Genomic DNA, 25,655 nt, shown 5'->3' on the forward strand with positions numbered 1-25,655 from the left:
GGAGGTTCGGCCGGTCAGACTCCCGCGCCGGTCATACGGCGACGACGGACGATGAAGAGTCCGCCGCCGAGCGCGGCGGCGGCGACCAGGCTGCCGCCGACGGCCATCTCGGTGGAGCTGGGTGCGAGCGAACCGCCGAGACCGCCCTGCGCACCACGGCCCGCGAGGACGCGGAACGGGTGCGTGACGACCCTCGAGTTGTCGCTGCACTTGACGGCCAGGTTGTAGCTGCCCGGGGTGGCGTTGTTGTGGACACGGGCGATGGCGCTGGAGAGCCCGTTGGAGTTGACCGAAAGGTTGGTCTCCGGGAACGCGTTGGACGTGACCGTGCCGCCGTGGCCGCAACCCTTGGCGGTGATCGTGATCGTCGACCCCGCGTGGACGTCGAACGGGTTGACCTGAACGTTGCTCGGCCCGTTGGTGGCGGCGGCGAGAGGGGCGGCGAGCCCGACCGCCGCGAACGCGGTGGCGGCCACCGCCAGAGTGCGTGCAGCACGCATGGTTGAACCTCCAGTGGAAGACGCCCCAAAGCGGTGCTCCGGGAAATTCGACGAGTACGCCTTCCATGACGAACCATCACAAGTCGGGGCGAGCTGTGCATGTCGGCACTGGTCCACCCCGGTGAGGCGACACGCCCGGAATCCGCCTCGTGCACGGGGTGGAACCGCAGGTCACAGCGTTCCGGGGTGCTTATCTGACGAATACTCGGATGGGTCATCCCCTTGTCACCCGGCTGTCCCCACGGGGAGCCCGCCACCCCCCGAGCACCCCCGGCCGTCCGTGCCCGCCGGTCCTCCCGCCGCTCCCCCGCGCCCCCGGCACCCGTCCGGCGGCGCCCCCCACCCGTTCGCCGCGTCCAGGGCGACGGTCCGCCCCACCGCACTTACCGTTCTGACGACGCCACGAAGGGAGAACCATGCCCCCGAAGGACTTCCGCGTCTTCGAGCGCAGGAGACGCCAACCCTGGGGCGTCCTGGCCCTCGCCATGCTGTCCGGGCTCGCCATGATGCGCAACGGGGTCGACGTCGTCCTCGGTCCGCCCCAACCCGCCGCCGCCGCACGGCCCGTGGCGCGGCCGGTCGTCCCGCCGCCGCCGGCGGAGGCGACCACCGGTCTGGAGGCGCTGCCCTTCGCGCCGGCCTCCCGGATCAAGATCCCCGCGATCCGGGTCGCCGCGCCGATCATGGACGTGGGCCTGGACGCGGACGGCTGGGTGGCGGCGCCGCCCCCGCAGGACGCCAACCTCGCCGGCTGGTACCAGAACGGCATCTCCCCCGGCCAGAGGGGCACTTCGGTCATCGTCGGCCATGTCGACAACGAGCGCGGCCCCGCGGTCTTCTACGGCCTCGGCTCGCTGGAGAAGGGACAGCACATCGAGGTCGAGCGGTACGACGGCCGGGTCGGCGTCTTCGAGATCTACGGGGTCGAGGTCTACGCGAAGAACGACTTCCCCGGCGTGCAGGTCTACGCGGACACCGGGCAGCCCGAGCTCCGGGTGATCACCTGCGGCGGCGGCTACACACGGGCGCGCGGCTACGACGGGAACGTCGTCGTGTACGCCCGCATGGTCGGCTCCCGCTGAGCTTCCCGGCGGACGAAGGGCCCCGGCACCCACAGGTGCCGGGGCCCTTCGCGTACGCCCTTCGTCAGCGTCGCGGGACGGTGATGTGGTAGCCGGCGTCGAGGAGTTCGGGCAGGTAGCGGCGGAGCGCGGCCACGCTCTGGGTACGGTCGCCGCCCGCGTCGTGGGAGAGGACGACGGCGCCGGGGGCGGCGCCGTCGAGCACGCGGCGGACGATCGTGCCCGTGCCGGGCTCCTTCCAGTCGAGGGTGTCGACGGTCCAGGCGAGCGGCTCCATGCCGAGCTCGGCGCCGATCTCGAAGGAGTGCCGGTTCCAGGCCCCGTAGGGCGCGCGGTACCAGAGCGGCGCCGACCCGAGGGTCCGCTCGACGACCTCGCTGGTGGAGCCGAGCTCGTCGCGGATCCGGGAGGGCCGCAGTCTGGGGATGAGGGGATGGGACCACGAGTGGTTGCCCACGACGTGCCCGTCGGCGGCCATCTCCCGCAGCAGGTCCGGGTTCTCGACGGCCATCTCGCCGCAGACGAAGAACATCGCCCGGCACTCGTACCGGCGCAGGGTCTCCAGGATGGCGGGGGTGTAGCGGGGGTCGGGGCCGTCGTCGAAGGACAGCACCATCGAGCGGCCGACCCCGGACATGCTGAGGAAGGGCCGCTGCCGCACGGGCGGCACCGCACGCCGGAAGGCCGGGGGCGCGTACGCGGTCATCGGCTGGAGCCGGTACGCGGACGGGCGCAGCCGGGCCGCACGCGCCGCCTGCGGGCCGGCGGCCGGCGCGGCTCCGGGCCCCGCCCCCGGCGGGCCCTGCGGCGCGGGGGCGGCGCCCGGGGCCCGGACGGGTTCACCGAACCGGTCCGCCGCGAGGTATCCGACGGTGGCCGTCGCGCCGAGCGCCGCGGCGAGGCGCAGCACCGCCCGGCGCCCACTGGGCATCTGATCCTTTTTCATGACTAATGGTTCATCCGGGGGAAGCCCCACCCTGCTCACCGACACCGGCACCCGGCCCGAAAGCACCCGATGAGCCGATACCGCCCTACTTCCCCATCGTCAGGCCGTCCTTCTCGGCGCCCCTGCTGAGCACCACCTGCCGGATCGTCTCGCGGACCGAGGTGTGGCGCGGGTCGCCGTCGCCCGCCGCGCCGAGGTTGACGACCCGGCCCCGGCCGGTGTCGAACCACTGCGGGACGAACTCGGCCTTGGTGACCTCCCAGCGCGCTCCGGGCGCCTTGGGCGGAGTGAAGGTGAAGCGACCGAGGGTGCCCTGGTTGCCCCGGGGATCGTAGGCCCCCTCGTGGTTGATCATGTCCCCGGCGATCTGGTCGCCCATCCCATAGACGATCCAGGTGCCGTTGACCTTCTCGTACGCCTGCGGGACGTGGGCGTGCGTGCCGATGATCAGGTCGATGTCGGGGCGGCCTCCGCTCGTGGAGGCGGTGAGCGCGCGGCCGAGGGAGAGCTGCCGCTGGTCGGCGCCGGTCTGCCACTCGGTGCCCCAGTGGACGCTGACCACGACGACGTCGGCGCCGGCCGCGCGGGCGGCGCGCGCGTCGGCGATCACCTTGCCCTCGTCGAGCAGCTTGACGGCCCAGGGCTGCCCCTCGGGCAGCGGGTAGCCGTTGGTGTCGTAGGTGTAGGCGAGCTGGGCGACCGTGGCGCCGCCCGCCTTCATCAGCGTGGGCCGCGCCGCCTCCTCGGCGGTACGGGCGGAGCCGGCGTGCCGGATCCCGGCCGCGTCCAGGGCGTCGAGGGTGCGGCGCAGTCCGGCCGCGCCGTCGTCGAGGGTGTGGTTGGAGGCGGTGGAGCAGGAGTCGTACCCGGTGGCCTTGAGGGCGGCGGCGACCTCGGGCGGCGACTTGAAGGCGGGGTAGCCGGTATAGGGACCGCCCTCCTTCCCGTACACGGTCTCCATGTGACAGATGGCCAGGTCGGCGGGGGCGACGACGCTCTTCGCCCCGGCGAGCATGGGGGCGAAGTCGTAGCCGTCGCCGCCTGCGTCCTGGGCCGCGCGGCGGATGATCGAGTCGTGCGGGAGGACGTCGCCCGAGGCGACGAGGGTGAATCCGGTGGGCGCGGAGGCTCCGCCGGCGGCTGCGGACGGCGGCGGGGCGCTCCGTCCGGCGGCGGATCCGGCCGAGGTCCCGGGGGTCGGGGAGCCGCCGGCCGGGGCGCTCCCGGCGGTGCAGCCCGTGGCCGCCGCGACGAGGAGGGCGGCGACCGCCACCGCTGCCGGTGTGGTGCGTGAGGTCATCTACGGCACTCCGCTCAACTCTTGCTATGAACACCTGTTCTGAAGAATTGATCGCGCGGGAAAGCCGCAGTCAAGGGTCAAGGCCGCACAAGCGCATGAACCGCACCGAAACGGACGCAACTCCTCCGCCTGACCGTTCGCCGTACCATTCGCCGCTCCGTGCGACCGTTCGCCGCATACCGATGTCCGTTCCCTGTCCCTCCTCTTCCGGATGCGTTCGTATACCGCCGGGACGAGGAGCCGAGGGAGAGGCGCGGAGGATGACGACGGCGACGACCGACGAACGCAACCTGGAAGGGCTGCAGCGGGACCACGGCCCGGCGCTGCTCTCCTTCCTGCTCGGGCTGACCTACGGGGACCGGCAGCGCGCCGAGGACCTCGCCCAGGAGACCCTCGTACGGGCCTGGCTCCACCCCGAGGCCTTCGAGGGGCCCTACGAGTCGATGCGGCCCTGGCTCTTCACCGTGGCCCGCCGGCTGGCCATCGACGCCCGCCGCTCACGCCTCGCCCGTCCCGTCGAGATCGGCGACGGAGTCCTCGCGGTGACACCCGACCCCGCCGACGCCACCGCCTCCACCGAGGCAGCGCTCGACGTCCGGGCCGCCGTCCGCGAACTGAGCCCCGAGCACCGGGAGGTGCTCGTCCGGATCTACTTCCACGGCCTGACCGTCAACGAGGCCGCCGTCGACCTCGGCATCCCCGCCGGGACCGTCAAGTCCCGCTCGCACTACGCCCTGCGCCAGCTCGGCCGGTCCCTGCCCGGCTACCGCCCGCACCGCGCGGGCGTTGCCCGGCGGCGTGCCGCGGCCCCACAATGACGCCGTGACGCCGACTCCCGACGCCGTGGCCCTGACTCCCGCCGCCGCCGAAAAGATCCTCGCCGACAACTTCGCCCCCTGGGTACTCGATCTGGGACTCACCATCGAATCGGTGGCCTCGGTCGACGGCTCCGGGGCCGTGCTCCGGCTCCCCTGGTCCGACCGGCTCGCCCGGGAGGGCGGCGGCCTCTCCGGTCAGGCCCTGATGGCCACGGCCGACACCGCGACGGTCATCGCGGTCGCCGCCTCCCGCGGCGGCTTCGTCCCGATGACCACCGTCCAGCAGTCCATCACCTTCCAGCGGGCGGTCGTCGGCAGCGACGTCCTCGTGCGGGCCCGGCTGACCAAGTCGGGCAAGCGGATGGCCTTCGCCGACATCACGATGACCGCCGACGGCTCGGAGGAGATCGCCGCCCACGCCACCGCGGTGTACGCGCTGCTCGGCTGAACCGGCCACGGCACCCGGTCGCCCACGGCACTTCTCCCCCGCCTGCCACCTGTGGCAACAGGAATCCCACCGGCACCGATCCGGCCGGGAAACGTATCCGAAACCACACCGGCGAGTTGAGCAAAGCGGGACCCGCGGGGGCCCTTCACGGTGGAGGCTCTCCCCCGGGCCCCCGACGTCCGGGGCCCGACGTCCGGGAGAAGAAGGTGGGAGCGTTGCTGCCCGAGAGCACGAACGGCACCGGCGGCACGAGTGGCGGCGGGCTCGCCGTCCCGATGGCCTGGCTGTGCGCCGAGTACCTGGCCGACGAGGTGCTGCGGACCGCCGCCCTCGTGGCGCCCGGCTCGCTGGAGTACCGGGCCGGCCTCCAGGCCCTGGCCCTCACCGTCCATCTGTCGGAGGACCCCGACGGCGCCGGGGGGCCGGGCGGGGCCGAGGGGCCCCGCGGCCGCGGTGGCCCCGTACGGATCGAGGCCCTGCTGCGCCGGACCGCGCACGACCGGCCCTGGACGTCCTGGGTCGAGGAGCGGCTGGCCGGGCGCCTCGCGACGGAGGGAGAGGGCCCCGACCTCGCCCTCGCCCTGACCGCGTGGCAGCGGCTGCGCGACACCTGGGTGCGCGCCGCCGACCTGGACGGCCCGCCCACCGGCGACTCCGGGGCGGCGGACGCTCCCGCGCCGACGGTCGACGAACAGGACCAGGTCTGGCTCCCCGCCTGGAAGCTGGGCCTGCCCCTCGCCCACCTGTCGCTCTACCTATGCTGAACGGTGCACGCCCGGGCGGTACTTGGGAATGCGGACCGTCACCTTCATCCCCGCACCGACCCCGGTCTCGATGACGAGACCGTGCTCCGCCCCGTAGACCTGCCGCAGCCGCTCGTCCACGTTGGAAAGACCGATGCCGGAACCCGCCGGGTGCTCCCCGCGCAGGACGGCCCGCAGCAGCTCCGGGTCCATGCCGACACCGTCGTCCTCGACGGTCACCACGGCCTCGGCGCCCGCGTCCCGGGCCGAGATCGTCACCCGGCAGCCCCGCTCGCGCTCCTGGAGGCCGTGCTTGACGGCGTTCTCCACGAGCGGCTGGAGGCAGAGGAAGGGCAGCGTCACCGGCAGCACCTCGGGGGCGATCTGGAGCGTCACCTTCAGCCGGTTCCCGAACCGTGCTCCCGCGAGTGCCAAGTACTGCTCGATGGAGCGCAGTTCGTCGGCGAGCTGGGCGAAGTCGCCGTGCCTGCGGAAGGAGTACCGGGTGAAGTCGGCGAACTCCAGGAGGAGTTCCCTGGCGCGCTCGGGGTCGGTGCGGACGAACGAGGCTATGGCGGCGAGGGAGTTGAAGATGAAGTGCGGCGAGATCTGGGCCCGCAGCGCTCTGATCTCGGCCTCCACGATCCTGGTCCGCGAGCGGTCGAGCTCGGCCAGCTCCAGCTGGACGGAGACCCAGCGGGCCACCTCGGTCGCGGCCCGCACCAGGACGGCCGACTCCCGTGACCCGTAGGCGACGAGCGCGCCGAGGACCCCGTCCTCGCCCGTGAGCGGGGCGATCACCGCCCAGCGCAGCGGGCAGGCCGGGTCGGCGCAGTCGGTGTGCGCGGACCGGCTGCGGCCGGTGTCGAGGGTGTCGGCGGCCAGCGCGGGGACGTGCGCCCGGTGGTGCTCCCCGCCGGGTCCGTCCCAGGCGAGGACCGCGCCCCGGTCGGTGAGGCAGAGCGCCGCGGTGCCGAGCAGTGAGCGCAGCGTGCTCGCCGCCTTGCGGGCGGTCTCCTCGGTGAGTCCGGCGCGCAACGGAGGCGCGGCGAGCGAGGCCGTGTGCAGGGTGTGGAAGGTGGCCCGCTCGACGGGCGTCCCGAGGCCGGGATCGACGGTGCGGCCCCCGCGACGGGCGGTGAACCTCCCGAGGACGAAGCCGACCGCGAGCAGTACCGCCCCGGCGGCGCCCGCGGCGGCGAGGGCGATGCCGGTCATCGGCGTACCTCCTGGGCGGGGACGGCGCCGGTGAGCTCCTCCGGCAGATGGAGCCGTGCGAGGAGTGCCGGGGTGCCGGGCGGGATGCGGCCCGGGGTGGCGAGCGAGACGAGGACCATCGTCAGGAAGCCGAGGGGGACGGACCAGACGGCGGGCCAGGCCATCAGGGTGTGGGCCCACCCCTCCGGCGCGAGGCCCGCCCGGGTCGCCATCACGGCCGCGAGGGCCGAGCCGCCGCCGAGCAGGAGCCCGGCCATGGCGCCGGGCGGCGTGAGCCGCCTCCACCAGATGCCGAGGACGAGCAGCGGGCAGAAGGAGGAGGCGGAGACCGCGAAGGCGAGGCCGACGGCGTCGGCGACCGGCACCTTGGAGGCGACCACGCCGACACCGAGCGGGACGGCGGTGGCCAGCAGGGTCGCGAGGCGGAAGTGGCGTACGCCCCGGGAGGGCAGGACGTCCTGGGTGAGGACGCCGGCGACGGACATGGTGAGCCCGGACGCGGTGGAGAGGAAGGCGGCGAAGGCCCCGCCCGCCAGGAGCGCGCCGAGGACGTCGCCGGCGAGTCCGCCGAGGATCCGCTCGGGCAGCACGAGCACGGCGGCGTCGGCGGAGCCCGTGAGGGCGAGCTCGGGGGCGTAGATCCGGCCGAGGGCTCCGTAGAGCGGCGGCAGCAGGTAGAAGGCGCCGACGAGGCCGAGCACGACGAGGGTGGTGCGGCGGGCCGCCCGGCCGTGGGGGCTCGTGTAGAAGCGGACGGCGACGTGCGGCAGGCCCATGGTGCCGAGGAAGGTCGCGAGGATCAGTCCGTACGTGGCGTACAGCTGGTGTCCGTCGTGCCCTCCGGCGAGCGGCTGGGACCAGCCGAGGGGATCGGCGCCGGTGGCGGCCCTCTCGGGGAGAACCGCTCCCGGTGCGAAGGCGAGTTCGGTACCGGCGAGGACGTGGTGGGTCCCGGGGGCGAGGGTGACGGTCCGCCGCTCGTACGGGACGTCGTCGACGCGTCCGGTGACGGTGGCGGTCAGCGGGGCGTCGAGGCCGATGCGTACCGTGTCGGCGACCCGGACGACGGTGTGCTCGCGGAGGACCGCGGGGGCGTCGAAGCGGGCCCGGGGCGCTCCGTCGCCGTACCAGGCGGCGAGGAGGAAGAGGGCGGGGACGAGCAGGGCTGTGAGCTTCAGCCAGTACTGGAAGGCCTGGACGAAGGTGATGCTGCGCATCCCGCCTGCCGCGACGGTGCCGGTGACGACGAGGGCGACGAGCAGCCCGCCGACCCAGTCGGGGGCGCCCGTGAGGATCTCCAGGGTGAGCCCGGCGCCCTGGAGCTGCGGCAGCAGGTAGAGCCAGCCGATGCCGACGACGAAGAGGCTGGCGAGGCGGCGGGCCCGCCGGGATTCGAGGCGGGCCTCGGCGAAGTCGGAGAGGGTGTACGCGCCGGAGCGGCGCAGCGGGGCGGCGACGAGGACGAGCAGGACGAGGTATCCGGCGGTGTAGCCGACCGGGTACCAGAGCATCGCGGGGCCCTGGACGAGGACGAGTCCGGCGATGCCGAGGAAGGAGGCGGCGGAGAGGTACTCGCCGCTGATGGCGGCGGCGTTGAGGCCCGGTCCGACGGTCCGCGAGGCGACGTAGAAGTCGGAGGTGGTGCGGGATATCCGCAGGCCGAGGGCGCCGATGAGGACGGTCGCGAGGACGACGGCGGTGACGGCCGCGACGGCGTATGTCTGGTTCACGGGGGGTGCTTCACCGCTCGACGAGGCCGGTGAAGTCGCGCTCGTTGCGTTCGGCGCGGCGGACGTACCAGTGGGCCGTGCCCCAGATGACCGGGTACACCCCGACGCCGAGCACGGCCCAGACGAGGGCCTCGGGCGCGGGCAGCGCGAGCAGCAGGGGCAGCGAGCCGACGAGCAGCGCGAGCGCGCCGAGGGCGGTGAGCGCGGCGCGCAGCTGGCTGCGCATCAGGGAGCGGACGTAGGTGTGCCCGAGGGTGGTCTGCTCGTCGATCTCGGAGCGCGCCGGGGCGTGCGCGGGGGGCCGCCGGGCGGGGCCGGGGACGGCCGCGTGGGCGGAGACTCCGTGGGCGGAGGCGTAGGTGACGGTCTCGCGCCGGGGTCTGCGCGGCGGGTGGGGCTCCGGCATCGGCGTCCGCTCTCTGACTGGCTGCTGGAGCGTGGAGTGTACGCAGACGGCATCCGCCGCCGGTAGGGGTGTCCGGTCAGCCGCCGGCCCGGCGCATCAGCAGGTCACGGAGGTGGCGGGCGTGGCGGCGGCTGACGGCGAGGTCGGTGTCGCCGAGCCGTACCGAGGTGGCGCCTCCGTCGAGCCGGAGTTCGTCGATCCGGTCGAGGGCGACGAGATGGCTGCGGTGGATGCGGACGAAGCCCCGGGCGGCCCACCGCTCTTCGAGGGTGGACAGCGGGATGCGGACGAGGTGGCTGCCGTGGTCGGTGTGGAGGCGGGCGTAGTCGCCGTGGGCCTCGACGTACGCGATGTCGTCGACGGGGACGAAGCGGGTGACCCCGCCCAGTTCGACGGGAATCTGCTCGGGTGCGGCAGGGGTGGTCGCGGGCGCGGCCGGGGCGGTGGCCGCGGCGTGGACCAGGTCGTGGACACGGCGGACGGCCTCGGCGAGACGTTCGCGGCGGACCGGCTTGAGGACGTAGTCGACCGCCTTCAGGTCGAAGGCCTGGAGGGCGAAGCCCTCGTGGGCGGTGACGAAGACGACGAGCGGCGGGCGGGCGAAGCCGGCGAGCAGCCTGGCCACGTCGAGTCCGGTGAGGCCGGGCATGTGGATGTCGAGGAAGACGACGTCGATGCCGTCGTCCCCGTCGGGCCCCGTCTCCAGGGCGCGCCCGATCCTGCGCAGGGCCGCGGTCGCGTCGCCCGCGCCCTCGGCGGTTCGCACCCGGGGATCGGCGCGGAGCAGGTAGAGCAGCTCCCCGAGGGCGGGTTCCTCGTCGTCGACGGCCAGTACGCGCAGCATGCGGCGGAGTGTAGTGCGAGGCTCCGCGCGGCTACTTGAGGAGCTTCGACATCCGGCGGTCGGCGAGCGGCCTGCCGCCGGTCTGGCAGGTCGGGCAGTACTGGAGGGAGGAGTCGCTGAAGCTCACTTCGCGGATGGTGTCCCCGCACACCGGGCAGGGCTCGCCGGTGCGGCCGTGGACGCGCAGGCCGCTCTTCTTCTCGGCCTTGAGGCGGCCGGCGGCGAGTCCGTGGGAGCGCTCGACGGCCTCACGGAGGGTGTTCCGCAGGGCCGTCCAGAGAGCGGTCGTCTCCTCCGGGGTGAGGTTCTGCGTGGGCTTGAAGGGCGACATCCTCGCGGCGTGGAGGATCTCGTCGCTGTAGGCGTTGCCGATGCCCGCGATGAGGCTCTGGTCCCGCAGGGCGCCCTTGATCTGGCGCCGTTCGCCCGCGAGGAGGGCCGCGAAGGCCTCGGGGCCGAAGTCCTCGGCGAGCGGATCGGGGCCGAGCCGGGCGACGCCCGGCACCTCGCCCGGGTCGTGGACCAGGTGGACGGCGAGGCGCTTGGTGGTGCCGGCCTCGGTGAGGTCGAAGCCGTCGCCTCCGGTGAGCGCGGTACGCAGCGCCAGCGGGCCCTTGCCGGGCTTCGGCGGCCCGGAGGGCAGCGGGTCGTGCCAGCGGAGCCAGCCCGCGCGGGCGAGGTGGACGAGGAGGTGGAGCTCGCCGGCAGCGCCGGTGGTGGTGAGATCGAGGAACTTCCCGTGCCGGCCGACCGCGGTGACCTCGGCGCCCTCGACGGCGGTGAGGGGCGGGTCGTACGTCTTGAGGACGCTGATCGCGACGGGCAGGACGCGGGCGATCTCCTTGCCGACCAGGCGCGCGTCGAGGAACTCGCGCAGCGCTTCCACCTCGGGCAGTTCGGGCATGGCACCACCCTGCCGCACGGGTGGCGGGGCCGCGCGCCGGGTGCGCCGGTCCGGCGCGGCGCCCCGGCGCGGCTGCTCCGGCCGGGATCCGACAGGCGCGGGTCAGGGGCCCCGGGCGGAGACGTGCAGTTCACCGAAGTCGTGGGCAGCGATCCGTTGGCCTCCCTGCGCACCGGAGAGACGGACGTGAACGTCCTGTGGCTGCCCGTCGCCGAACCGGTGCTCACCGTCGGCCCGACCCGTGGCCACCGGAGGACGCGTCCTGGCGGTGCCGGTGGACCATCCGCTGGCCGAGCGCCACTCCGTGTCCCTGGAGGACCTCGCCGACAACCACGTCGCCGACCTCGGCCCCGACGCCCCCGAGCACTGGGGCGACTCGATGGTCCCCACGCGGACACCGCTCGGCCGCCGCATCCCGCGCGGGCCCGCCGCGCACACCTTCCACGAGATCCTGTCCCTGGTGGCCGCCGGACTCTGCGTCCACCCGCCGGGCGTGCTCGCCGCCCGCTACAACGGCCACCCCGGCATCGCCTTCGTGCCCCTCCACGACGCCGCCGACCTCCGGCTGGCCCTCGTCTGGCGCTCCACCGCCCACAGCCCCCACCATCCGAGCGCTGGCCCAGACGGCCGCCGGCCTCGGGCCCCTCTCGCTCCGACCGTGCCGGTGCCACCCCCTAGGGTGGTGACGTGCGCGTATTGCTCGTCGAGGACGACGAAGACCTCCGGTTCGGGGTGGCCGCCGCTCTGCGGGCCGCCGGGCTCGCCGTCGACGAGGCGGCCGATCTGCCCCGGGCCGACGAGGCCCTGTTCGTCACCGCGTACGACTGCGCGGTCTTCGACCGGATGCTGCCGTCGGGGGACGCCGCCGCCTACGTCGAGGAGCTGCGGCGCTGCGGACGCGACGTGCCTGTGCTGTTCCTGACGGCGCGCGACACCGTCGCGGACCGGGTTGAGGGCTTCGCGAGCGGCGGCGACGACTATCTCGTCAAGCCGTTCGCCGTGCCCGAACTGGTCGCGCGGGTACGCAGCCTGTGCCGCCGCGCCGCCGCCGTGCGCCCGCCGGTGCACCGCGTCGCCGACCTGGAGGTCGACACCGCCCGCCGGCACGTCCGCCGGGCCGGGGTGCTGCTCTCCCTCACCACCAGGGAGTTCGCCGTCCTCGAAGTCCTCGCGGCCCGCGGCGACCAGGCGGTCTCCCGCTCCGAGCTGATCGAGAGCTGCTGGGACGAGATGGCCGAGCCGCAGTCGAACGTCCTGGAGGTGCTCGTCTCCCAGCTCCGCCGCAAGCTCGGGGCGCCGCCGCTGATCCACACCGTGCGCGGTGTCGGCTACCGGCTCGCGGCCGACGACGCCCGGTGAAGCCCCCGTACCCGCTCCGGAAGCTCCACCGCAGCGCGCGCCCGACGCCTCCGCTCACGCCGACCGCGCGGGTGCTGCGGCTGCGTCGGCGGATCAGCCTGCTGTTCGCGCTGACCAGCGCCGTGGGGCTGATCGCGATGGCCGCCCTCGCCGTGCGGAGCGACAGCGCCCGCTGGCGGGAGCAGCTCGACCACTCGATGGACGCGGACGCCAGCTGGGCCCTCGGTCTCCTGGAGACGGACGAGAACGGGCGGCTGGCCACGGACGTCCTCGCCGACACGGTGAACACCGGCTGTCCGCCGCTGACCGTGCTCCTCGTGACCGGCGACGAACCGGACGGTACCGGCGAGGAACCGAACCGTGCCGGCGACGAACCGGCCCCTACGGACGGCGGCCTGACCGTCCAGCACGCACCGTCCGCGCCGTGTCTGTCGGTGAGCCCCGGAGTGGTCCTGGAGGCCGGGAGTGCGGCGGTGCGGACCGGGGAGGCGCGGGGCTTCGACCGGCGGACGACGGACGGTGGGACGGTACGGGTGTTCGCGCTGCCCTTCTACGCGCCGGAGGCGGCGGAGGACGAGGGTCCGCAGGGCGTCCTGGTGACGACGGCCGACGCGACGGCCGAGCGGGACGACCACCGGCGGCTCGTGTGGATCGTGACGGGCGGCTGCGCGGTGCTCGTGCTGCTGTCCGCCGCCGTCGGCCACGTGCTGTCGGGGCGGGCGGTCCGGCCCGCACTCGCCGCGCTCGGCCAGCAGGAGGCGTTCCTCGCGGACGCGGCCCACGACCTGCGGACCCCGGCCGCCTCGCTCCGGACGCTCGCGGAGACGGCGCTGCGCGGCGAGACCGACAGCACGGAGGTGCACCGGCGCACGCTGCGCCTCGCGGAGGGCATGGGCCGGCTGGTCGACGGGCTGCTCACCCGGGCCCGGCTCATGTCCGGCACGGCCACGCCGGCGCGCCAGCCGCTGCGCCTGGACCAGTTGGTGGAGGCGGTCGTCGAGGAAGCCGCCGACGCGTCCGCGGCAGGACACCGCGTCCGCGTCGAGACCGAGGACACGGTCGTGGTCGCCGATCCCGATCTGGTGCGCCGGGCGTTCGGGAACCTCCTGGGCAACGCGCTCGCGCACGGCCACGTGCCGGGTCTTCCGGCGGACGTGCTGGTCACGGTCGCCCGGGACGGCACGCTGACGGTCGAGGACGCGGGTCCCGGCCTGCCGCCGGAGGTCGCCGACGCCCTGTTCGAACGCTTCCGCAGCGGATCCGGGTCCACAGGCCTCGGCCTGTCCATCGCCTCCTGGGTCGCCCACGCCCACGGCGGCTCGCTCACGGCCGGGCGCGGGGAGCGCGGCGGTGCCCGATTCGTGCTGCGGCTCCCGACGTCCGCGGACTGAGTCCCGCCGCCCGCCCCCTCGCCGTTCCCGGCCTCAGCAAATCCTCAGCATCCTCGCGTGATCCTTCCCTGGACCGACCACCCATGGGAGTACTCCGTGATCACCGCCCCCACCCGCCGCCGCAGGGCCCTCGTCCTCGCTCTCGCCGTCCTCGGCGCCACCTCCCTCGCGGCCTGCACGGCCGGCACCGGGCCGGACGGGAAACGGCCGAGAAGCTCCGCCGCCACACCGGCCGACCCAGCCTCCCGCCCCGACCTGCGGCGCTTCTACGGCCAGAAGCTCGACTGGCGGCCCTGCGGCGAGCACCGGTGCGCCTCGCTCACCGTCCCGAGGGACTACTCCCGCCCCGGCGACGGCAAGACCTTCGTCCTGCCGGTGGCGAAGGCCGCCACCGCGGTCACGGGGAAGCGCGTCGGCTCGCTCGTGCTCAACCCAGGCGGACCGGGCGAGCGCGGAGTACGGCTGATCAGGGACGGCGTCGCCGAGGACCTCGGCCGGGACGTGCGCGAGCGGTTCGACATCGTGTCCTTCGACCCGCGCGGAGTCGGCGCGAGCAAGCCCGCCCTGACCTGCACGGTCGCAGCCGGCTCCGCGGAGACCCCGAACGACGAGGACGCCGGCGCCGTCGTGCCCCTCCATCCCCGGACCGCGTCCGAACGCGCCGACGCCCTCGCGAGCGCCCGCGCGACGGCCGCCGGCTGCCGCGCCGCCAGCGGTCCGCTGCTCCCCCACGTCGGGACGGACGACGCCGCACGCGACCTGGACGTGCTGCGGGCTGCCCTCGGCGAGCGGCGGCTGACGTACGTCGGCTGGTCGTACGGCACGAGCCTGGGCACCTCGTACGCCGAGCAGTTCCCGCGCCGCGTGCGGGCGATGGTCCTGGACGGGGCCGTCGACCCCTCGCTCGACTGGCGGCAGCGCATGACGGGCCAGGCCACGGGATTCCGGAAAGCCGTGGAGGAGTACGCCGAGTCCTGCGCCGACGTGGTCGGCGAAGCCTGCCCCGGCTCGACGCCCGAGGAGATACGCGCGCTGATCGACCGTCTCCTGGAGCGGACCGGACGTGAGCCGCTGCCGGTCGACGACTCCGCGTACGGTCTCGACGCCCCGGCCCTGGTCTCGGCGCTCAGTCTGTCCATGTACACCCCGGAGGCGCAGTGGCAGGCACTGTCCGAGGCGCTGGTCGCGGCCGAGGACGGGGACGGGACGCGGCTCGCGGCCCTGGCGGCGGGCGAGGAGGAGACCCCCGAACCCGACGCGGAGGAGTCCGGGGAACCCGCTGAGGCCGACGCGTCCGAGGGAGCGGCCGAGAGCGGCACCGACGGCGTGCCCGAGGACAACACCGACGCCGCCCTGATCGCGATCAACTGCCTCGACGTCCCCCACCCCCGCGACCCCCGGGCCTACTGGGACGCCCTCGCCCCCGCGGAGAACGCGGCGGGGGCCTACGGCACCACCGGCGTGACGAGCGAACTGGTCTGCGCGGACCTGCCGGCCGGTCCCCGGCGCCCGCACCGGGTGACGGCCGAGGGGGTGCCTCCGGTGCTGGTCGTGGGAACGGCGGGCGACCCGGCCACACCGTACGAGGAGGCCGTGAGCCTGGCGCGCCAGTTCCCCGGCGGGATGCTGTTGTCGTTCGACGCCCCCGGCCACACCGGCTACGGCCGCAGCGAGTGCGTCGACAGGAAGGTCGAGGCGTACCTGATCTCCCTCACGAAGGTCCTGCCCGGCACGACGTGCACGGCGTGAACTTCATGGCGTGAACTTCACGGTGTGACGTTCACGGGTCAAGGAGGTCGAGTTCGGCGGTGAACGCGGCGGCGAGCGCGTCGAGGTCGGGGACGGCCTCGCCGTCGGCGACGAGTCCGATGTGGACCTGTCCGCCGTACGGGGACATGGCGACGGCGAGGGACTGGCCGCGCGCCAGCGGCGCCATGGGGAAGAGCGCGCGCAGCGGGGCGCCGCCGAGGGAGAGCGCGGAGCGGGGCAGCGGCACCTGCGTGACGAGGAGGTCGAAGAGGAGCCACGCGGCGCCGGAGGCCAGCGGCGCGCCGAAGCGGTGGGCGAGCGGAGGCAACCGGTCGGCCAGGAGGGCGACGGCGCCGGCTCCCCTGGCCGGGCCCGCGGCCTTGTTCCGGTCCATCGCGTGCCGTACGGCGGCGAGCCGGGTCGCCGGGTCGGGTTCGGTGACGGGCAGGTCGAGGAGGTATCCGGAGAGGCTGTTGCCGGGTGTGGAGCCGGGTGCACCGGGGCGGCGGCGGGAGACGGGCACGAGTGCCCGGGGGTCGGTGCCGGGCAGCGGCAGGCCACGCCCGTCGAACCAGCGGCGCAGGGCTCCGGCGGTGACGGCGAGGAGGACGTCGTTGGCGGTGCCGCCGGTGGTGCGGCGGATCCGGTGGACGCGGTCGAGGGGCAGGGTCGCGGTCGCGAGCCGGCGCGTGCCGCTGGGTTCGGCGGTGAGCGCGGTGGCGGGGTCGTCGAGGCGGCCGGCGCGGACGACGGATGCGCCGACGACCGAGGCCCCGACCTCGACGGCCCGCCCGAGGTCGCCGAGCCGGTCCCGGGCGAGGCCGAGGAGGCGGCCGGGGTCGGGGAGCCAGGAGCGCGGGGGTACGGGGCGGGGGCGGCGCGCGGGCCGGCGGCCGGCGGCGATCTCGTCGAAGATCCCGGCGCCGATGGCGACGGCCCGCATGCCGTCGGCCAGGGCGTGGTGGAGCTTGACGAGGACGGCGAAGGAGCCGTCGGGGGCGCCGGTGAGCAGGTACATCTCCCAGGGAGGCAGGCCGCGTTCGACGGGGCTCTCCATGAGTTCGGCGGCGATCCGGGTGGCCTCGGCGGGGAAGTCGGCGCCGGGGAGGGTGATCTCGCGGACGTGGCGGCTCACGTCGAAGTCCGGGTCGGCGCTCCAGGCTGCGCCGCCGACGGGGAACAGGACGTCGCGCACGCGCATCCGGAGCCGGGGGACGGCGGCGGCGCGGCGGGCGAGCAGGTCCAGGACGTCCGGCGGCGGCTCGTCGCCCGGGGCGGCGGGGACGGGCCCGAAGTGGGCGAGGGCTCCGAGGTGCAGGGGGTGGGTGGGCGATTCCAGGTGCCAGAAGGCCAGGTCCAGGGGTGCCAGTAGCTCGGTGCTGCTGCTCAAGGGTGTCCTCACGTCCTGCGCGGAGAGGCGGGAGAACGAAGTCAATCGCGTACCGACAGTTACGGTCAAGTACGATCACTTCACGCTAAGTTAACATCTTCGGTTCGCTCTCGCTCGGCAGGCACAGCTCGTCCGGTTCGCTCTCGCTCGGCAGGCTCAGCTCGTTCGGTTCGCGCTGTCCGGCACCTTGAACTCGCACCAGACGCACTTGCCGCCGCCCCTCGACTCGACACCCCACGCGTCCGAGAGCTGGTCGACCAGGAGCAGTCCCCGTCCGGAGACGCCCGCCTCCCCCGCCTCGCGGCGCCGGGGCAGCGCGCTGGACCGGTCCTCGACCTCCACGCGCAGCCGCCGCTCGGGGCCGTTCAGGGCCCGCAGGGTCACGATCGCGCCGCCGTCGGTGTGCATCAGCGCGTTGGTCATCAGCTCGTCGGCGACCAGCTCGACCTCGTCGGCGCGCTCCCCCGCACCCCAGGCCCGCACCGCGGCCCTGATCATGTGCCGGGCCGAACTGAGCGCCTCCGGGTCGCTCTGGGCCACGTGCTGCTGGAACCGCCCGGCCCCGTGGGGCGCGAAGGTGCCCTGACGGCGCAGCAGCAGGATCGCCACGTCGTCCTCGCCGCCGCGGTCGGCGACCACGTCGCAGAGGTGGTCGGCGAGCTGCTGGAGATCGGCGGGGCCGCGCCGGACCAGGGATGTCAGCCACTGGAAGCCCTCGTCGAGGTCGGCGCCCGGCTTCTCCACGAGACCGTCGGTGTAGAGCATCAGGGTCTGTCCGGGGTCGAGCTCCATCGCGGTCACGGGGTAGTCGAGCCGGCCGAACTCCGCGGAGAGCCCGAGCGGCAGCCCGCCCTCGACGGGAAGCCTGCGGCACCGGCCGTCGATCTCCCTCACCAGCGGGTCGACATGGCCCGCGCGGACGATCTGGACGACGCCGGTGCCGAGGTCGACCTCGGCGTACGTGCAGGTCGCGAAGCGTTCGGTGTCGAGCTCGTGCAGGAAGACCGAGGCTCTGGCCATGACGGTGGCCGGGGGATGCCCCTCGGCGGCGTAGGCGCGCAGCACGATCCGCAGCTGGCCCATGACGGCCGCCGCGTGGGTGTCGTGGCCCTGGACGTCGCCGATGACGGCGCCGACGCGTCCTCCGGGGAGCGCGATGATGTCGTACCAGTCGCCGCCGATGTCCCGGCCGAGGCGGGCCGAGCGGTAGCGGACGGCCGTCTGCGCGCCGGGCACCTCGGGGATCCGGCGGGGCAGCATCGCCTGCTGGAGCCCTTCGGCGAGGTCATGCTCCTGCTCGTACAGCATGGCCCGCTGGAGGCTCTGGGCGATGCTGCTGCCGAGGGCGACGAGCAGGGTCCGCTCGTCCTCGCTGAAGCCGGCCCTGTCGCTGTAGAGCAGGCCGAGCGCGCCGATGGGCCGGGCCTGCGCGATGAGCGGCAGATAGGCGGCGGCGGTGATGCCGAGGCCGCTGATGTGCGGCCAGAGCACGGGGAAGGACTCGGCGAAGTCGCGGGCCGAGTCGATGAACCGGGGCCGCAGGGTCCTGATCACCTCGCTCATCGGGTACGGCTCGTCCACCCGGGTGAAGCGGGTGCCCGGCACGAAGGCGCCGTTGGGCCCCTCGGCGACCAGATGGATGCGGCCCGCTTCGAGGAGGCCCATCACGAGGCTGGCGGCACCGAAGTGTTCGAGGGCGTGCGAGTCGTTGAGGAGGTCGATGACGTCCTGCACGGTCCGGGCGTAGGCGAGGGCGGCCGTGGTGCCCTCGACGACACCGGCGCGCTGCCGGCGCCCCTCGTCGAGGCCGAGCCGGGCGGCGGATTCGGTCAGCTCGTGCGTGGCGTCGCGGAGGACGCCCACGATGCGCACCGGACGGCCCGTGCCGTCCCGCTGGACCAAGCCCTGAGTGTGGGTCCACTGGTGCCTGCCGTCGCGGCGGCGGATCCGGAAGTACGCGCCGTACTGGTCGCTGCCCTCCTTGAGCGCCTGGGCCACCAGCGTGTCGAGGCGGCGGCCCTCGTCGGGCAGGACGCGGGAGCCGAGGCTCTCGGGCCGGCCGTCGTAGTCGGCCCGGTCCATGTCGAAGACCTCGAGCGCGGCGTCGTCCATGCTCATCGTCCCCGTGAGCAGGTCCCAGTCGAAGCCGCCCATCCGGAAGGCCGAGCCGTAGTCGTGCAGGATCCGGGCTCCGGCCCGCTCGGCCGCCTCCCCGCCCCCTCTGCCCGCGTTCATGGGGCCACGCTAGGCGCAGCCCCGCTCCTGCGCACCATGAAGATCCGTTTCACCCCTTCGCCCCCTTCATCCTTCGAAGGTCTCGGGCTGCTCCTGCCCCGTGTCGGGCGGGAAGAGCTCCTGGAGCGGCAGCTCTCCTTCCGGGGAGACGGGGGGCTCGGCGTAGGGGTCGGCGTACGGATCGGTGTACGGGTCGGTGTAGGGATCCCCGTACGGGTCGGAGTTCGGGTCCTCGCGCGGATCCGCGTACGGGTCGGACGGCGGATCGGCGAACGGGTCTCCGGGCGGATCGGCGGGCTGGTCGGGGGTCGGGTCCCCGGACGGGTCGGGGTCCGCGGGAACGGGACCGGTCGGGTCCGGCGAGGAGGGCGTGACCGTTTCGGGCCGCGACGGCTCCGGGGTCGCGGGGGCGGGCGCCACGGAGTCCGGGGTCGCGGAGTCGGGGGCCGCCGGCGCCTCCGGGGCGACGGTACCGGTCAGGTGGCACGCGTCCGGGTCGCAGTCCGGCTCCACGGCGGGCTTCCGGTCCTCGGCCCCGTCGCTGCCGGTCCGGCGCTCGATCCAGCTCTTGTCGGCGGCGTTCACGATGACGAGGCTGGTGACGACGGTGCTGGTCGGCCGGACGACGATGACGTACTCGGGGTCGAAGCTCTCCCAGGGCTCGCCCTGGTGGACGCCTCCCGGGGCCGTGACCGGGCTGCGGAGCGGGTTGCCGCAGGCGCAGCGGACGCGCGGGGAGCCGTACTGGTCGACGAGGACCGCCGTACCGGACTGGAGGACGGACTGGAAGGGGGCGGCGCGGCCGCCCCGGTAGCCGTGGTTGGTGACCCGGGTGTCCGCGCGCAGGACTACGGGGGTCAGCCCGCGCAGCCAGCCGGGGACGTTCGCCTCGGGGATGCCGGCGGCCTCGGCGAAGGCACGCGTCCTCGCCGGGTCGCCGGAGAGGAAGGTGACCTGCTGCTCGACGTCGCAGCTGGCCTCCGAGCGGGTGCCGCCGTAGAGGCCGGGAGTGGAGCCCGTGATCTCTCGCACCCGCTGGAAGGAGGTGGCGGCCGGGTCCCGTTCCGGGACGGCCGCGCGGCCGGTGATCCGGGCGGTGGACGCGGTGAAGGGGTCGGGGCCCCGTGCGGTGACCGGCTGGAGGTGGACCTCCTGGGCGGCGGCGGCCGCGGGCTGCTCGCCGTGGCTGCCGCCCTGCTCGTCGGAGGTGCAGCCGGCGACGAGGAGAGCGGAGGCGAGCGTCGCGGTGATCGCGGTGGGGGTTCGCCGTCTCCGGCGCCGCTGAGGTGTGCGCACCTGGTTCTCCCGTTGTCTCGGTCGTCGTCTCGATCCGGGGCGCGGCGCCCGGTTCCGGCCAGTCCCTCATGTCTGTCGCAGCGCCGGGGCCCCCGCAAGCGGAGGAAGGCCGACCGGGTCGGTCGGCACCCGGCCGGCCGAACACCCCGCTTGAACGCGTTCAAGAAAGGCCCTAGGCTCGACCCGGCAGTTGAACACGTTCAAGTCGGGGGGTTTCCGGTGACCACGCTGTCGATCCTGGTGAACCCGGTCGTGATGATCGGGATGTTCTGGGTCGTACCGACGGGGCTGGCGCTCCTGGACGGACCGAGGCCGCCAGGCCTCGACCCGCTCCGACGCGCCTGGCCGCTGCTCGCCCTCCCCGGAGCCCTTGCCCTGTGGCTGCCCCGCTCCGGAGTCGCGGCCGGGCTGGCCGCCGTCTACGCCCTGGCCGCCGTGGCGCTGGCGCTCCAGGCGCCGGCCCGTCTCGTCCTCACCCGCTCGCTGCGGCCCAGGGAGGTCGCCGTGCTCACCGCGCTGGTCGCCCCGTCCGTCGCCGGCCTGGCGCTCGTCGCCGAGCGGGCCTCGTACCCGCTCTTCGGCTTCGACCTGGACATCCTCGCGCTGACCGTCCCGCACTTTCATTTCGCGGGCTTCGCCGCCGCCCTGGTCGCCGGCCTCGTCTGCCGCACCGACGACGGGCCCACCGCCCGCTTCGCCGCGCTCAGCGTCCCGGCCGGCACGCTGCTCGTCCTGGCCGGCTACTTCGTCGACGACTGGGCCGAGCTCGCCGGGGCGGTCGTCCTGACGGCCGGGATGGCGGGGGTCGCCGTCCTGACTCTGCGCGAGCGCCGCGAGCTCGCGGCCGACCGGTTCACGCGCACGCTACTCGCCGTCTCGGCCCTGGTCCTCGTCGTCACCATGCTGCTCGCGCTGAGCTGGGCGCTCGGCGAGGCCACCGGCCTGCCGCACCTCGACCTGACCTGGATGGCCGCGACACACGGCCTGGGCAACGCCCTCGGCTTCGCGGTCTGCGCCCTCCTCGCCAGGCACCGCCTCCGCACCGACCGCACGGACCACACAGGCAGCACGGACCACATGGGCCACACCGACCCCGCCGCCCGCACCGACCGGACGGACCGGCCCGCACCGCCCCTCCAGCCCCTCCAGCCTCTCCAGCCCCTCCCGCCCCTCCCGACCCACCCGCGAACGGAGCTCCCGGCATGACCCGCCTCACGAACAGCCTCTCCCGCACCGCCCGCCCCCGCCCGGGCCTCAGCTACCGCGAAGTCGGCGCCACCCGCTCCCCCGAGGACCTCCCCGAGGGCTACCACCACCTGCGGTACAGCGAGGTCGTCGGCCACGGCCGCGCCGCCTTCGAGGCCGCCGGGACCGCCGTGACCACCTGGCGCACGCACCGGGCCTCCGGAGCGACCGTCCGCAGCGAGGCGGCCCGCGCCTGGCCCGGTGTCCGTCTGGAGGTGTCCCTCGGGATCGGCCGTGTCCGGCTCGGCGCCCCCTGCGCGGTGATCTGGACGGCATACGAGGAGAACCGGACCGGCTTCGCCTACGGCACCCTCACCGGGCACCCGGAGAGCGGTGAGGAGTCCTTCGTCGTCGACCTCGCACCCGACGGCACGGTCCGGTTCACGGTCACCGCCTTCAGCCGGCCCGCCGCCTGGTACACCCGGCACGCCGGCCCGCTGGTCCCCCTGCTCCAGCGGACGTACGCCCGCCACCTCGGCCGGACCCTCCGGCGTCTCGTCAGGGCGTGATCCCGGGCCGATACTGGAAGCGATGGAGTGGTTCACCGCGCCCGACCTCTGGCTGAGCCGGATCGTGTTCCAGCGGGGCCTCGCCGGGCTGTACTGCGTGGCCTTCCTGTCGGCCGCCCTCCAGTTCCGGGCGCTGATGGGCGAGCGCGGCATGCTCCCCGTACCGGAGTACGTGCGCCGGACCCGGCCCCGCCGCTCCCCCTCGCTCTTCCACTGGCGCTACTCCGACCGGCTGTTCGCGACCGTCGCGTGGACCGGGGCCGCGATTTCCCTGGCCCTCGTGGCGGGAGCCGGTGACGCGGTGCCGCTGCCGGTGTCGATGCTGCTGTGGTTCGTGCTCTGGGCGCTGTACCTGTCGATCGTGAACGTGGGCCAGACCTGGTACTCCTTCGGCTGGGAGTCGCTGCTCCTGGAGACCGGGTTCCTCGCGGTCTTCCTCGGCAACGACGACACGGGACCGCCCGTGCTCGTCCTCTTCCTGCTGCGCTGGCTGCTCTTCCGGGTCGAGTTCGGCGCGGGTCTCATCAAGATCCGGGGCGACCGCTGCTGGCGGAACCTGACCTGTCTCTACCACCACCACGAGACGCAGCCGATGCCCGGCCCGCTGAGCTGGTTCTTCCACCACCTCCCGCGCCCCCTGCACCGGGTCGAGGCGGGGGCCAACCACGTCGTCCAGCTGTTCGTGCCGTTCCTGCTCTTCACCCCGCAGCCGGTGGCCACGGCCGCCGCCTGCCTCATGATCGCCACGCAGCTGTGGCTGGTGCTCTCCGGGAACTTCGCCTGGCTGAACTGGCTGACCATCGTGCTCGCCGTCTCGGTCGTGGACGCCTCCGCGCTCACCGGTGAGCACCCGCGGCCGGATCCGCCGCTCTGGTACGTGGCCGTGGTCGTCGCGCTGACCGCCTTCGTCCTGTTCCGGAGCTACCGCCCCGTGCGGAACCTGCTCTCCCGCGACCAGGCCATGAACCGCTCGTACGACCCGTTCCACCTGGTCAACACCTATGGCGCGTTCGGCACGGTCGGGCGGGTCCGGGACGAGATCGTCATCGAGGGCACCGACGACCCGGCACCGCACGCGGGCACGGTGTGGCGTGAGTACGGCTTCCGGGGGAAGCCCGGCGATCCGCGCAGGCTGCCGCGCCAGTTCGCCCCGTACCACCTCCGCCTGGACTGGCTGATGTGGTTCGCCGCCCTCTCCCCCGGCTACGCGCGGGACTGGTTCGGGCCCTTCATGGAGCGGCTGCTCGACGGCGACCGCGACACCCTGCGGCTGCTCGCCCACAATCCGTTCCCCGACGCCCCGCCGACGCACGTCCGCGCCCGGCTGTACCGGTACCGCTACTCGACCTGGCGCGAGCTGCGCGCGACCGGGGCCTGGTGGCACCGCACGCTGCTCCGGGAGTACCTGCCGCCGATCCGGCTCCGGGACCGGGCGGACCGGTGACGGACGCGTCCCCGCACGGGACACGCCGGTGCCCCCGGCCGGAAGGCGGTCGGGGGCACCGGTGGAGCAAGGGTCACGTCGGAGCGGTCAGGGCACCGGAGGCTCAGTCGATACCGGGCAGGATGTGGGGCTCGGCGAGGTCGTCCTCGTAGCCCGCCAGCCGGATCGGGGCCGCGTGGGCCCACACTTCGAGGCTCCCGAGCTCGCCGTTCCGGCGGGGCCGGTCCTGGGGTTCGGCCGGTCTCGGTTCCTGCTTCGTCAGTTCGGGTGTCACCGCGCACTCCTTTGTGTCGCGTACCAATGGGACTTGGTGCCGTCGGTCGCGGTGGCGCCGTTCATCGGGCGGGACCGCGGCCTTGGTGGCAGGCCAGTCCCCGGACCGACCGTGGGGAGGGTGTGTCTCCTCGGTGGCCGACCGTGGACATCAGAGTAACCAAATGAGCGCGTCCGCGCTCTACCGGGCTCACAAGTGTGATGCGTTCGAGTGAATGAAGCCGGAAAGAGCGCTCTACCAGGGGGTAGAGCGCTCTTTCCGGACGGCGCGGGGCCGCGGAACTGCCGGGGACGGGATCCTCGGCCTACCAGTTGGCGGGGGCGTAGTCCTTCAGGAAGCAGCCGTAGAGGTCCTCGCCCGCCTCGCCGCGGACGACCGGGTCGTAGACACGGGCCGCGCCGTCGACCAGGTCGAGCGGGGCGTGGAAGCCCTCCTCGGCCAGGCGCAGCTTGTCGAAGTGCGGACGCTCGTCGGTGATCCAGCCGGTGTCGACCGAGGTCATGAGGATGCCGTCGGTCTGGAACATCTCCTGGCCGCTGGTCCGCGTCACCATGTTCATCGCGGCCTTCGCCGCGTTGGTGTTCGGGTGCCCGGCGCCCTTGTAACCCCGGCTGAAGACGCCCTCCATCGCCGAGACGTTGACGACGTAGGCGCGCCCGCTGGCCGCCTTCTTCGCGGCCTCTGCCATCGCCGCGCGGAGCTTGCTGATCAGGATGAACGGCGCCGTGTAGTTGCAGAGCTGGGTCTCCAGGAGCTCCACCGGGGAGATCTGCTCGATGCTCTGCACCCACGTGTTGGTCTCGACGACGTCCGGCACCAGGCCGCCGGCGTCGATCGCGGTGCCGTCGAGGTGCTTGGCGATGGTGGCGTTGCCCGCGACGAGCGCGAGGTCGGCGACCTGCTGGGCCTCCAGGCCGCTCACGCCGACGGGCAGCGACGAGCCGCTGACGAGCTCGCCGACCGCGCCGGAGTTGAAGGCGCCGATGACGTGGTGGGCGGGGAGCTCGCCCGCGGGCAGCGGTGCGCTCTCGCCGTCGACCAGGGCGGCGTAGGCGGAGGGCAGGCGGCGCACGGTCTGCGTCGCGTTGTTGATCAGGATGTCCAGGGGCCCGGCCTCGGCCATCTGGTCGGCGAGCGCCACGGCCTGGGCCGGGTCGCGCAGGTCGATGCCGACGACCTCCAGGCGGTGGATCCAGTCCGCGGAGTCGTCCATGGCCTTGAAGCGGCGGATGGCGTCCTTGGGGAAGCGTGTGGTGATCGTCGTGTGGGCGCCGTCGCGGAGCAGCCGCAGCGCGATGTACATGCCGATCTTGGCGCGGCCGCCGGTGAGCAGCGCGCGCTTGCCGGTGAGGTCGGCGCTCGCGTCCCGCTTGGCCCGGTTGAGCGTCGCACACGGCTGGCAGAGCTGGTGGTAGAAGTAGTCGACCTCGACGAAGCGCGTCTTGCAGACGTAGCAGGAGCGCGGACGCTGGAGTATCCCCGCGATCCGCCCCTCCTCCGTGATCGATGAGGGCAGGATGCCCTCGGTCTCGTCGTCGATGCGCTGCGCGGAGCCGGTGGCCGTGGCCTCGGTGACCGCCTTGTCGTTGGCGGTCTTGGCGGCCCGGCGCTCCTGGCGGCGGCGCTGCTTCACCGTCCGGTAGATGCCGGCGGTGGCGCGCCGGACCATGATCGCGTCCGGGTGGTCGACGTCCAGCTTGTCGAGCTCGTCGAGGACGCTCAGGCAGACGGCCAGGCGCTCGGGGTCGACGCCCGGCCCGTAGTCCTGGGATTCTTCGGTCACCGTCATGGCCTTCGGGTTCCTCGTTCGCTCGTACGTCGCCG

At 74.0% G+C, this 25,655-nt stretch carries 23 protein-coding genes and 1 pseudogene; 11 read left to right on the plus strand and 13 right to left on the minus strand.

Going from position 1 to position 25,655, the window contains the following annotated elements; all coding sequences use genetic code 11:
* Nucleotides 1-14: 14 nt before the first annotated feature.
* Nucleotides 15-500 (minus strand): hypothetical protein, encoded by a 486-nt coding sequence (locus DEJ46_RS04235; protein ID WP_150264237.1) that lies wholly within the window; start codon nt 498-500, stop codon nt 15-17.
* Between the two features lie 416 nt (nt 501-916).
* Here DEJ46_RS04235 and DEJ46_RS04240 point away from each other — a divergent pair, with 416 nt between their 5' ends.
* Nucleotides 917-1,582, plus strand: a complete 666-nt coding sequence (locus tag DEJ46_RS04240) for a class F sortase (RefSeq protein WP_150264238.1) — start codon at nt 917-919, stop codon at nt 1,580-1,582.
* 64 nt (nt 1,583-1,646) lie between these two features.
* Here DEJ46_RS04240 and DEJ46_RS04245 read toward each other — a convergent pair whose 3' ends face one another.
* Nucleotides 1,647-2,528, minus strand: a complete 882-nt coding sequence (locus DEJ46_RS04245) for a polysaccharide deacetylase family protein (protein WP_150264239.1) — start codon at nt 2,526-2,528, stop codon at nt 1,647-1,649.
* A gap of 85 nt (nt 2,529-2,613) precedes the next feature.
* Entirely contained in the window at nt 2,614-3,828 is a 1,215-nt protein-coding gene (locus DEJ46_RS04250; protein WP_150264240.1) for a CapA family protein, read from the minus strand.
* Nucleotides 3,829-4,088: 260 nt separating this feature from the next.
* Here DEJ46_RS04250 and DEJ46_RS04255 point away from each other — a divergent pair, with 260 nt between their 5' ends.
* The 3 genes from DEJ46_RS04255 (at nt 4,089) to DEJ46_RS04265 (ending at nt 5,858) form a co-directional block, all read left to right on the plus strand.
* Nucleotides 4,089-4,646 (plus strand): sigma-70 family RNA polymerase sigma factor, encoded by a 558-nt coding sequence (locus tag DEJ46_RS04255; protein ID WP_150264241.1) that lies wholly within the window; start codon nt 4,089-4,091, stop codon nt 4,644-4,646.
* 25 nt (nt 4,647-4,671) lie between these two features.
* Complete coding sequence (locus DEJ46_RS04260) at nt 4,672-5,094, plus strand: PaaI family thioesterase (RefSeq protein WP_150274077.1); 423 nt, start codon at nt 4,672-4,674, stop codon at nt 5,092-5,094.
* A 215-nt stretch (nt 5,095-5,309) separates the two neighbouring features.
* Nucleotides 5,310-5,858, plus strand: a complete 549-nt coding sequence (locus DEJ46_RS04265; RefSeq protein WP_150264242.1) for a hypothetical protein — start codon at nt 5,310-5,312, stop codon at nt 5,856-5,858.
* On the opposite strand, the gene DEJ46_RS04270 is transcribed toward DEJ46_RS04265, so the two are convergent.
* The 5 genes from DEJ46_RS04270 to DEJ46_RS04290 form a co-directional block, all read right to left on the minus strand.
* On the minus strand, nt 5,850-7,055 hold the full coding sequence (locus tag DEJ46_RS04270) for a sensor histidine kinase (RefSeq protein ID WP_150264243.1): 1,206 nt from the start codon (nt 7,053-7,055) through the stop codon (nt 5,850-5,852). The genes DEJ46_RS04265 and DEJ46_RS04270 overlap by 9 nt on opposite strands.
* Complete coding sequence (locus DEJ46_RS04275; protein ID WP_150264244.1) at nt 7,052-8,785, minus strand: cation acetate symporter; 1,734 nt, start codon at nt 8,783-8,785, stop codon at nt 7,052-7,054. The genes DEJ46_RS04270 and DEJ46_RS04275 overlap by 4 nt, the downstream gene beginning before the upstream one ends.
* A gap of 10 nt (nt 8,786-8,795) precedes the next feature.
* Nucleotides 8,796-9,191, minus strand: a complete 396-nt coding sequence (locus tag DEJ46_RS04280) for a hypothetical protein (RefSeq protein WP_190622423.1) — start codon at nt 9,189-9,191, stop codon at nt 8,796-8,798.
* Between the two features lie 76 nt (nt 9,192-9,267).
* The gene (locus tag DEJ46_RS04285; RefSeq protein ID WP_150264245.1) at nt 9,268-10,035 is read right to left on the minus strand and encodes a LytR/AlgR family response regulator transcription factor; all 768 of its coding nucleotides are present in this window, start codon (nt 10,033-10,035) and stop codon (nt 9,268-9,270) included.
* A gap of 31 nt (nt 10,036-10,066) precedes the next feature.
* On the minus strand, nt 10,067-10,939 hold the full coding sequence (locus tag DEJ46_RS04290) for an Fpg/Nei family DNA glycosylase (protein WP_150264246.1): 873 nt from the start codon (nt 10,937-10,939) through the stop codon (nt 10,067-10,069).
* A gap of 241 nt (nt 10,940-11,180) precedes the next feature.
* Here DEJ46_RS04290 and DEJ46_RS40860 point away from each other — a divergent pair.
* The 4 genes and pseudogenes from DEJ46_RS40860 to DEJ46_RS04310 form a co-directional block, all read left to right on the plus strand.
* A pseudogene (locus tag DEJ46_RS40860) lies at nt 11,181-11,528 on the plus strand (LysR substrate-binding domain-containing protein); the annotation flags it as partial.
* A 98-nt stretch (nt 11,529-11,626) separates the two neighbouring features.
* A complete protein-coding gene (locus DEJ46_RS04300; protein ID WP_150264248.1) occupies nt 11,627-12,298 on the plus strand; it encodes a response regulator transcription factor in 672 nt (223 codons plus the stop codon).
* A complete protein-coding gene (locus tag DEJ46_RS04305; protein WP_223834496.1) occupies nt 12,295-13,689 on the plus strand; it encodes a sensor histidine kinase in 1,395 nt (464 codons plus the stop codon). The genes DEJ46_RS04300 and DEJ46_RS04305 overlap by 4 nt, the downstream gene beginning before the upstream one ends.
* 57 nt (nt 13,690-13,746) lie before the next feature.
* Nucleotides 13,747-15,438, plus strand: coding sequence for an alpha/beta fold hydrolase (locus tag DEJ46_RS04310; RefSeq protein WP_223834497.1), 1,692 nt, complete (start codon nt 13,747-13,749; stop codon nt 15,436-15,438).
* Nucleotides 15,439-15,469: 31 nt separating this feature from the next.
* Here the strand turns inward: DEJ46_RS04310 and DEJ46_RS04315 are convergent, their stop codons facing one another.
* The 3 genes from DEJ46_RS04315 to DEJ46_RS04325 form a co-directional block, all read right to left on the minus strand.
* Nucleotides 15,470-16,828, minus strand: coding sequence for a wax ester/triacylglycerol synthase family O-acyltransferase (locus DEJ46_RS04315; protein ID WP_223834498.1), 1,359 nt, complete (start codon nt 16,826-16,828; stop codon nt 15,470-15,472).
* Between the two features lie 156 nt (nt 16,829-16,984).
* Complete coding sequence (locus DEJ46_RS04320) at nt 16,985-19,063, minus strand: SpoIIE family protein phosphatase (RefSeq protein ID WP_150264250.1); 2,079 nt, start codon at nt 19,061-19,063, stop codon at nt 16,985-16,987.
* 66 nt (nt 19,064-19,129) lie between these two features.
* A complete protein-coding gene (locus DEJ46_RS04325; protein ID WP_150264251.1) occupies nt 19,130-20,359 on the minus strand; it encodes a DUF6777 domain-containing protein in 1,230 nt (409 codons plus the stop codon).
* 228 nt (nt 20,360-20,587) lie between these two features.
* On the opposite strand from DEJ46_RS04325, the gene DEJ46_RS04330 reads away from it, so the two are divergent.
* The 3 genes from DEJ46_RS04330 to DEJ46_RS04340 are packed head-to-tail and all read left to right on the plus strand — an operon-like array spanning nt 20,588 to nt 23,557.
* The gene (locus tag DEJ46_RS04330; RefSeq protein WP_150274084.1) at nt 20,588-21,565 is read left to right on the plus strand and encodes a YndJ family protein; all 978 of its coding nucleotides are present in this window, start codon (nt 20,588-20,590) and stop codon (nt 21,563-21,565) included.
* Nucleotides 21,562-22,113 (plus strand): DUF1990 family protein, encoded by a 552-nt coding sequence (locus DEJ46_RS04335; protein WP_150264252.1) that lies wholly within the window; start codon nt 21,562-21,564, stop codon nt 22,111-22,113. The genes DEJ46_RS04330 and DEJ46_RS04335 overlap by 4 nt, the downstream gene beginning before the upstream one ends.
* A gap of 22 nt (nt 22,114-22,135) precedes the next feature.
* Nucleotides 22,136-23,557 carry a lipase maturation factor family protein gene (locus tag DEJ46_RS04340; RefSeq protein ID WP_150264253.1) on the plus strand — a complete coding sequence of 474 codons (1,422 nt, stop codon included), beginning with the start codon at nt 22,136-22,138 and terminating at the stop codon, nt 23,555-23,557.
* Nucleotides 23,558-23,660: 103 nt separating this feature from the next.
* Here the strand turns inward: DEJ46_RS04340 and DEJ46_RS38990 are convergent, their stop codons facing one another.
* Complete coding sequence (locus DEJ46_RS38990) at nt 23,661-23,831, minus strand: hypothetical protein (RefSeq protein WP_190622425.1); 171 nt, start codon at nt 23,829-23,831, stop codon at nt 23,661-23,663.
* 304 nt (nt 23,832-24,135) lie between these two features.
* On the minus strand, nt 24,136-25,620 hold the full coding sequence (locus tag DEJ46_RS04345) for an SDR family NAD(P)-dependent oxidoreductase (RefSeq protein WP_150264254.1): 1,485 nt from the start codon (nt 25,618-25,620) through the stop codon (nt 24,136-24,138).
* Nucleotides 25,621-25,655 lie beyond the last annotated feature (35 nt).

It is taken from the genome of Streptomyces venezuelae, assembly GCF_008642375.1.
GTDB classification, from domain to species: domain Bacteria; phylum Actinomycetota; class Actinomycetes; order Streptomycetales; family Streptomycetaceae; genus Streptomyces; species Streptomyces venezuelae_G.